This is a genomic window from Humitalea rosea, from assembly GCF_003253705.1.
Classification (GTDB): Bacteria; Pseudomonadota; Alphaproteobacteria; order Acetobacterales; family Acetobacteraceae; genus Humitalea; species Humitalea rosea.
Genome location: NZ_QKYU01000066.1, coordinates 1 through 1,417, shown reverse-complemented (window position 1 = coordinate 1,417; position 1,417 = coordinate 1). Strand labels below are relative to the sequence as shown.

The following is a 1,417-nucleotide window of genomic DNA, read 5'->3' as shown; positions in this document are numbered from 1 at the left end:
GCCTTACCCCTTTTCCTTGCGTGCTGAAGGCTGCGAAGCTGTGGGCGCGCAGGCGATGCGGGTATGGTTGTCATGCTTGCTGCTGCTGATGGTTCAGGTGGCTGAGCCGCCCGCATCGCCGCCCCTGATCGACCGCTGATTACGCGATGCCCTCGATGGCTGTGTAAGGCGATGCCGGGGAGACGGGGTGCGCCAGGAGGAGCCAGCGAGGAGGGTTTTCCATGAAGATCAGCATCGGGATCGACGCGGCAAAACAGACCCATTGGGCCTGCGCCGTGGACGAGGCAGGCCGGGTCGTTCTCGACCGCGCGGTCGAGAACGACCCGCAGGCCATCGAGGGTTTCGTCGCCGCCTTGCGCGGGCTGGGCGGCGATCCCGCCATCGGGATCGACGTGGTCGGCTCCTTCGCCCGCTTCCTCGAGGCGGTCCTGCTGGCCGAGGGGTACGCGCTGGTCCATACGCCAGGGATTGCGGTCAACCGCGCCGGCCAGGGCTTCGCCGGAGGCGAGCGCAAGTCCGACCCCAGGGACGCGCGCACCATCGCCGAGCTGGTGCGCACCCGCGAACTGCGCCCCATCGCACCCAACAACGAGACCGTAGTCGCCATCCGCCTCAAGGTCGGCCGACGGCGCGAACTGGTCACCGAGCAGACCCGCCGCCTGGCGCGCCTGCGCGATCTCTTGTGCGGCATCCATCCTGGCCTCGAGCGGGTGCTCGACGTCACGACCAAGGGGCCGCTCGCGCTGCTGAGCCGCTTCGTCACCCCCGCCGAGATCCGCCGCGCCGGCAAGGCTCGGCTCATCGCTCAGCTGCGCAAGACCCCGCAGGTGCGCAACGTCGAAGCGCTGGCCGAGCAGGCATTGGAGGCCGCACAGGCTCAGCGCATCGCCGTCGTCGGCGAGGCTGCCACCGCAGACCTCATCCGTGAACTCGCCGCCGAGGCCCTGCAGGCACGCGAGCGCGTCGTTCGCATCGACCGCGATCTCGAAGGGCTGCTCACCAGCCACCCTGACGGCGCCCTCATCCGCTCGCTGCCGGGGATGGGGGCGGTGCTCGCGGCAGAGTTCATCGCCTGCGTGGGCGATATCGGCCGCTTCCCCTCCGCCGACGCGCTCGCCTCGGCCGCAGGCCTCGCCCCGGTGCTGCGCCAGTCCGGCCGCCGCGCCGCTTCGCGCCGCGCCTTCGGTGGCGACAAGGCCCTCAAGCGCGTCTTCTTCCAGAGCGCATTCTGCGCCGTCATGACACGCGATCCGCTCTCCCGCGCCTTCTACGACCGCAAGCGGCGCGAGGGAAAACACCGCACCCAGGCCCTCATCGCCCTGGCCAGACGACGCGTCAACGTCCTGTGGACCATGCTCCACTCGCGACAAAACTTCGATCCCACCCGAAAAGCCGCTTGACTGGCGCATTACGCAGC

1 protein-coding gene is annotated in these 1,417 nt (G+C 69.6%); it reads left to right on the top strand.

All coding sequences use genetic code 11. The features are described 5' to 3' along the window. The first annotated feature begins 221 nt into the window (after positions 1 to 221). Positions 222 to 1,400 carry an IS110 family RNA-guided transposase gene (locus tag C8P66_RS23360; protein WP_111400673.1) on the top strand — a complete coding sequence of 393 codons (1,179 nt, stop codon included), beginning with the start codon at positions 222 to 224 and terminating at the stop codon, positions 1,398 to 1,400. Positions 1,401 to 1,417 lie beyond the last annotated feature (17 nt).